The following is a 6,630-nucleotide window of genomic DNA, read 5'->3' on the forward strand; positions in this document are numbered from 1 at the left end:
GCTCACTCGCTTTGGCTTGGAATGGAGGGTGAGAGGGAGGGGACGCGGCTTTCGTCCTTGCGCGGCGGCGCAGAGGAAAATGGCGCCGTTCCCCGGCCACTATCCAAAGGGTCTACCGATCCGCTTTTCCCCAAGAACTGGCTGCGCCGTTCCGCCCAGATCCTCTGGCATTCGCGCAGAGCCTCTGTCTGCTCGTAGGTGACGGTGCGGCATTGCTCGAGCTTTGCCGCCGCCGGATCGGGCTTCGCCGCGAGCGAGGAGGAAGGTTGAGGCGCGCCGTCGTCGCCGCGCAGGCGAATGGCGCAGGCGGCGACGACCAGGACGGTGAGGCTAACAGCCACCGCCATCGGCAGCCGTTCAGATCTTTGCTTCATCATCAGTGGAACATCTGCACTGTTGTGGGTTGATAGCCCTCACCTTGGGTCAGAAAGCGACGCAGCTGCTCCCTGCCCTGATCCTGAGCGACGGCCCGCTGCGCGGATTCGAGCGATTGCGCACGCCCTTGCGCGGCAACGGTGGCCGTGAGGTCCGCAAGCTGCTGAGCTTGCAGTGCAAGGAGCTGGTTGCCAGCCTGACTTGCCTGCAGAGCACCTGACGCGCCCTGGCTCGCCGAGACCAGGGCCGACATCTGGGTGCGGTTGGTATCGAGATTGCCGACGACGGTTGCCTGCACCCGCATGGCGTCCTGCAGGCCGGCAACCGCATTCTGCCAGCGTGTCTGGGCGTTAGCGACGAGGAGCCCATTGGACATGCTCGCCGATGCCGGCCCGTAAGTTGTCGAGAAGGCGTGATCGATCTGCTGGACATCGTAGGCAATGCGCTGCGCTTGGCTGAGCAGCTGCTGCGTCCGCTGAATCGATTGCTCGAGCTGCTGCAAGGACGAGTACGGCAGGCTCGCCAGGTTCTTCGCCTGATTGATCAACATCTGCGCTTGGTTTTGCAGCGAGGTGATCTGGTTGTTGATCTGCTGCAGCTCGCGCGCGGCCGTCAGCACATTCTGCACGTAGTTGTTGGGATCGAACACGATCCACTGTGCCTTCCCTTCCCGGGCCATTTGCGCCACGGCAATGGCGATGACACTCGCTACGAGCAGCGGACGGAGACGTTTCATGACAAGCCTCCTTCCCTCGCAAGCTGCGGAATGAGATTGCAGGCCCAGCCGAGGTCGCGCGCCTTGAGCCAGCCGGCGACGAAATCGTCTCGTCCGTGCTCCTCAAGAACCCTCTCGATGAGAGTCTGGTCGGCCTTGGAAGACGCTGCCGCAAAAGCCATCGCGATCTCGCCAAGGCCGAGCTCGAACAGCCGGTTACCCCGGCGCGACTGGCAGTAGTAGTCGCGCTTTGGCGTCGCGCGGGCGAGGATCTCGATCTGCCGGTCATTCAGTCCAAAGCGCCGGTAGACCGCCATGATTTGCGGCTCGATCGCGCGGTCATTGGGAAGCAGGATCCGGGTCGGGCAGCTCTCGATAATTGCGGGCGCAATTGCGGAGCCATCGATATCGGCCAGCGACTGGGTCGCAAACACGACGGAGGCGTTCTTCTTGCGCAGCGTCTTCAGCCATTCGCGGAGCTTGCCGGCAAAATCGGCGTCGTCCAGCGCAAGCCAGCCCTCATCGATGATGAGAAGGGTCGGACGGCCGTCGAAGCGATCCTCAATCCGGTGGAACAAATAGGAGAGAACCGCCGGCGCGACACCGGTCCCGATCAACCCGTCGGTCTCAAACACCTGGACGGAGGTCTCTCCCAGCCGTTCACCTTCGGCATCCAGCAGCCGCTCAAATGGACCGCCGAGGCAATAGGGTTGCAGCGCGCGCTTCAAGGCATTGGATTGCAGAAGAACGGACAAGCCCGTCAGCGTCCGCTCCCGAACTGGCGCCGAGGCGAGCGAGGTCAAGGCCGACCAGACATGATCCTTGGTCTCGGGCGTGACCTCGATGCGCTCGCGCGCAAGAATCGATTCGATCCAATCGGCTGCCCAACCGCGCTCCGCGACATCGTCGATGCGCGCAAGCGGCTGGAGCGCCACGAATTCTGCCGAGGCTCCGCCAACCGCGCCGCCGAGATCATGCCAGTCGCCACCCATGGCGATCGCCGCCGCACGGATCGACCCACCGAAATCGAAGGCAAAGATCTGAGCGGCCGGATATCGCCGGAACTGCAGCGCCATCAGCGCGAGCAGCACCGATTTGCCGGCGCCCGTCGGCCCAATCACCAAGGTATGTCCGACATCCCCGACATGGAGCGAGAAGCGGAAAGGGGTCGATCCTTCCGTCTTGCCGAAGAACAGCGGAGGCGCCTTGAAATGATAGTCCCTCACCTCTCCTGCCCAGACCGCAGAGAGCGGGATCATGTGGGCGAGATTTAGCGTCGACACCGGCGGCTGGCGCACGTTTGCATAGACCTGTCCCGGCAGGCTGCCGAGCCAGGCCTCAACGGCATTCACTGTCTCGGTCATGGAGGTAAAATCCCGGCCCTGGATCACCTTTTCAACGAGGCGTAGCTTTTCGTCCGCCGCGTGCGGATCCCTGTCCCAGACCGTGACGGTTGCCGTCACAAAGGCCTCTCCGATCTGATCCGAGCCGAGCTCCTGGAGCGCGCTATCTGCATCCATCGCCTTGTTGTGGGCATCGGTATCCAGAAGCGTGGACGCCTCGTTCGTCATCACCTCCTTCAGGATCGCGGCAATCGACTTGCGCTTGGCAAACCATTGCCGCCGGATCCGGGTCAGGAGCTTTAGAGCATCCGCCTTGTCGAGCATGATCGCCCGCGTCGACCAGCGGTAGGGGAATGCGAGGCGGTTGAGATCATCGAGGATCCCGGGCGTCGTCGTCGTGGGAAACCCCACAACCGTCAGGACACGCACATGCGCGTCGCCCAGCATCGGCTCAAGCCCGCCTGTCAGCGGCTGATCGGCAAGCAGCGCGTCGAGATACATCGGGATTTCCGGCACCCGAACGCGATGCCGCTTGGTCGAGACCGTCGAGTGCAGGTAGGTGAGCGTTGCCTCGTCATCGAGCCAGCCGCATTCCGGCATAAAGCCCTCAACGAGCTGCAGCACGCGGTTGGTCCGGTCGACGAAGCCACTCAGCACCTCGCGCGCATCCGCTCCCGCGCTGCGATGGCCGCTCTCGTACAGGAGACGCTCTGCCACAGCTGCGCTCTCTGCAGGCGGCAGATAAAGGAAGGTCAGGTAGTAGCTCGATTCATAATGGCTGCCGGCCTCCTCGAATTGCGCCTTGCGCTCCGCATCAACCAGGGAAGACGCGACATCCGAGAATGTGTCGGGCGGATAGCGCCCTGCCGAATGCCGTTGCGCCTCGACGAAAACCGCCCAGCCCGATCCGAGACGCCGGAGCGCATTGTTCAGCCGGCTTGCGACCGCAACAAGCTCAGCCGGCACGGAACTGTCGAGGTCCGGTCCCCTGAACCGCGCCGTCCGCTGAAGTGAGCCGTCCTTGTTCAATACAATTCCCTCGTCGACCAGAGCAGCCCAGGGCAGGAAATCAGCAAGGCGCGTATTCGAGCGGCGGTATTCGGCAAGATTCATCATGGGACTATTCTCAAGCGCTGAGGTGACCGGGAACACGAACGTGACGGCGCACGACTTCGACGAATTCCGGATCGCGTTTTGCGGCCCAGACCGCGGCCATGTGGCCAATGAACGCCAGCAGGAGGCCGGCCAGCCACAAGCGCAGACCGAGGCCGAGTGCGGCGGCCAATGTGCCGTTGAGAATGGCAACCGATCGCGGTGCACCGCCCATCAGGATCGGCTCGGTCAGCGCACGATGGACAGGGGCGACAAAGCCCGGGACTGGCTCATCCATCAGATCACCACCCCGCCGCCGAACGAGAAGAACGACAGGAAGAAGCTCGAGGCGGCAAATGCGATCGACAGACCAAACACGATCTGGATCAGCCGCCGGAAGCCGCCCGAGGTGTCGCCGAATGCGAGCGAAAGACCGGTCACGATGATGATGATGACCGCGATGATCTTGGCCACGGGTCCTTCGACCGACTGCAGGATCTGGTTGAGCGGCTGCTCCCAGGGCATGTTCGAGCCGGCGGCCCAGGCCCGGCTACTCACCAGGTACAGACAAGCGAATGCCGCAACTGATGCGAAACCTCGCCCGAGAGATGATCGTACGTTCATGACTGATCTCCGATTTTCGACAGGGTGTAGTCGCCTGATGACCCAAGCCCGGTGACAGAAGCGAGTTCGCTCAAACGCCGTTCGGCACCACGGCCAGAGAGCACGGCGATGACGTTGATGGTCTCGGCGATCAGCGCGCGCGGGACCGTGACGACGGCCTCCTGGATGAGCTGCTCGAGCCGGCGGAGCGCGCCAAGCGCGGTGCCGGCGTGGAGCGTGCCGATTCCGCCGGGATGTCCAGTCCCCCAGGCTTTGAGCAGATCGAGCGCCTCGGCTCCGCGCACCTCGCCAATCGGGATACGATCGGGGCGCAGGCGAAGCGACGAGCGCACAAGTTCGGACAGCGAGACGACGCCATCCTTGGTCCGCAGCGCCACGAGGTTCGGCGCCGTGCACTGAAGCTCCCGCGTATCTTCGATGAGAACGACGCGATCCGAACCTTTGGCCACCTCCGCCAGAAGCGCGTTCGTCAGCGTCGTCTTGCCCGTCGATGTGCCGCCCGCGACCAGGATGTTCTTGCGTGTAGCGACCGCATCGCGGAGCGCGTTCGCCTGCTCCAAGTTCAGGATGCCGGCAGCGACATAGTCGTGCAGGCTGAAGACAGCGACCGCGGGTTTGCGGATCGCGAAAGCCGGCGCGGCGACGACCGGCGGCAACAAACCTTCGAACCGTTCTCCCGTTTCCGGCAGCTCAGCCGAGATTCGGGGCGAGCCGGCATGAACCTCGGCGCCCACATAGTGCGCGACCAGCCGGACAATTCGCTCGCCGTCGGCAGCTGAGAGACTCTCGCCGCTATCGGTAAGGCCGCTCGACAGCCGATCGATCCACAGCCGGCCATCAGGGTTCAGCATCACCTCAACGATCGACGGATCTTCCAGAAAGCCCGCGATGGCAGGCCCCAGCGCTGTGCGGAGCATGCGCGCTCCGCGCAACTCGGCTTCCGAATGAAATGAATGGATCGCCACGACTGCCCCCAGTTGAGTGAGGCAGCTAGCGTCTAGCCGCCTCACATGAGAACAACTAGAAAAAGCAGAACCTGCGCGACAGCAAGAATGGGACCGTGTCAATCGTAGTCTGGCGTAGAAGAAGAAAGATTAGGGACGACCGCTTCTGACGCGCCGAACATCATGACCCCGAACATCAGCCCGGCGACATGCGGGCTTCACCACTCCGCATGATCATCCGCCTCCAGGATGGCGAGCTCGGCTGGTGGAATAACGACCTCAACCGAGTTCCAGCCCCCCGCCGGTTGACGTGTGGCCGAAGCGCCAGCCTTCCGTTTCCGGCGCTCCAGCCACGGGACGGCGGCGAACCAGACCAGCGCTGCCACCTGCAGCAAAACGTTCACACCGAACGCGGTCTGGTAGGCCGGTAAAGGATAATGCCCCGCCTCCAGAGGCCATTGCTCCAGAATAAGTCCCGTCCCGTACTGCACGACGAAAGCCCAGCCAAACTGCAGGACATTCAGACCGCCATTGGCGCGCGCAACCAGCTCGGCCGGGAAATAATCCGCTATGATGGCGTAGGTCAGAGCAGTGGCTGATCCGGCCACCGACAGCACGCACCACGGCAGGAGTGACGGCCAGGGCGGATGCAAGATCAGCACAAGCTCCGTCACAATCAACATCGCCGCGACCAAGCCAAACAGAGCCTCGCTCTTCTTAGCCCGGCGGCGCACCCAGTTGGCAAGGACGCCCAAGACCAGAGCGCCGAGACTCAGAGCGACCGCCATCACGAACAATTCGTTGACGAGTCTCGTTCGATCCAGCCGCTCCACATCGGAAAGCCAGGGCGCCGCCCATAAGGATTGCAGTGCCCAAGCGGACCCGATGCAGGTCGCCGATAAGGGCGCCATTCTCCAGAACCGCGCATCCGAGTAGACGGTTTTCAGAGTGGCGGGCGTCCTGGTGCCCTGTGGCCCAGTGGCTCGTTCGGGAACCACGAGATAGATCAAAATGGCAGCAAGCGCGCTTGCGGCGCCCAGCACGCCGAATAGGCCCCGCCATCCGATCCAGTCCAGCAGCACCTCGGCAGGAGCCGTTGCGGTAACGGCCCCCAATGAGCCCAGCATGATCATATAGCCATTGATGAGCGCCATTCGTTCTCTTGGAAACCAGAGGACGATGATTTTCAGCCCGGACATCAGGGCTGCTGCGCTCCCAAGTCCGACCATCGCGCGAGCAAAAAGAAGGGAAAGGAATCCCGTCGATAGTCCAAAGAGCGCGGCACCCCCTGCAGCAACAGCCAAGAGCACGCTCTGGACCCGGCGCGGCCCGAAGCGATCAAGTAACATGCCGACCGGAATCTGGGCCGCCATAACGACCAAAAAGTAGATTGACGTGAGCAGCCCGACATCGGCGGCGCCAAGCCCGAGATCAGAGGCGAGGCGGCCAGCAATGAGTGTATTGATGGTCCGGAACAGGTACGAAAGGTAGTACCCGGCCGCGAAGGGAAGAAACACGCACGCGATGAGCCGCCACA

The 6,630-nt window shown here is 62.9% G+C and carries 7 protein-coding genes; all 7 read right to left on the minus strand.

What is annotated here, in order from left to right:
- Window positions 1-2: 2 nt before the first annotated feature.
- Window positions 3-377: a putative entry exclusion protein TrbK-alt gene (gene trbK-alt, locus AC0L3C_RS35480; protein WP_473410339.1), complete on the minus strand. Its 375-nt coding sequence runs from the start codon at window positions 375-377 to the stop codon at window positions 3-5.
- The gene (trbJ, locus tag AC0L3C_RS35485; RefSeq protein ID WP_473410340.1) at window positions 377-1,111 is read right to left on the minus strand and encodes a P-type conjugative transfer protein TrbJ; all 735 of its coding nucleotides are present in this window, start codon (window positions 1,109-1,111) and stop codon (window positions 377-379) included. Before trbJ ends, trbK-alt begins: the two co-directional genes overlap by 1 nt.
- Entirely contained in the window at window positions 1,108-3,549 is a 2,442-nt protein-coding gene (trbE, locus tag AC0L3C_RS35490; RefSeq protein ID WP_473410341.1) for a conjugal transfer protein TrbE, read from the minus strand. Before trbE ends, trbJ begins: the two co-directional genes overlap by 4 nt.
- A 10-nt stretch (window positions 3,550-3,559) precedes the next feature.
- Window positions 3,560-3,823 (minus strand): VirB3 family type IV secretion system protein, encoded by a 264-nt coding sequence (locus tag AC0L3C_RS35495; protein ID WP_007600323.1) that lies wholly within the window; start codon window positions 3,821-3,823, stop codon window positions 3,560-3,562.
- On the minus strand, window positions 3,823-4,149 hold the full coding sequence (locus AC0L3C_RS35500; RefSeq protein WP_473410342.1) for a TrbC/VirB2 family type IV secretion system protein: 327 nt from the start codon (window positions 4,147-4,149) through the stop codon (window positions 3,823-3,825). Before AC0L3C_RS35500 ends, AC0L3C_RS35495 begins: the two co-directional genes overlap by 1 nt.
- Window positions 4,146-5,066, minus strand: a complete 921-nt coding sequence (trbB, locus tag AC0L3C_RS35505) for a P-type conjugative transfer ATPase TrbB (RefSeq protein ID WP_473410343.1) — start codon at window positions 5,064-5,066, stop codon at window positions 4,146-4,148. Before trbB ends, AC0L3C_RS35500 begins: the two co-directional genes overlap by 4 nt.
- Before the next feature lie 245 nt (window positions 5,067-5,311).
- The coding region (locus tag AC0L3C_RS35510) for an MFS transporter (RefSeq protein ID WP_473410344.1) at window positions 5,312-6,630 on the minus strand (1,319 nt) is incomplete at its 5' end.

Source organism: Bradyrhizobium sp. WSM4872 (assembly GCF_055811715.1).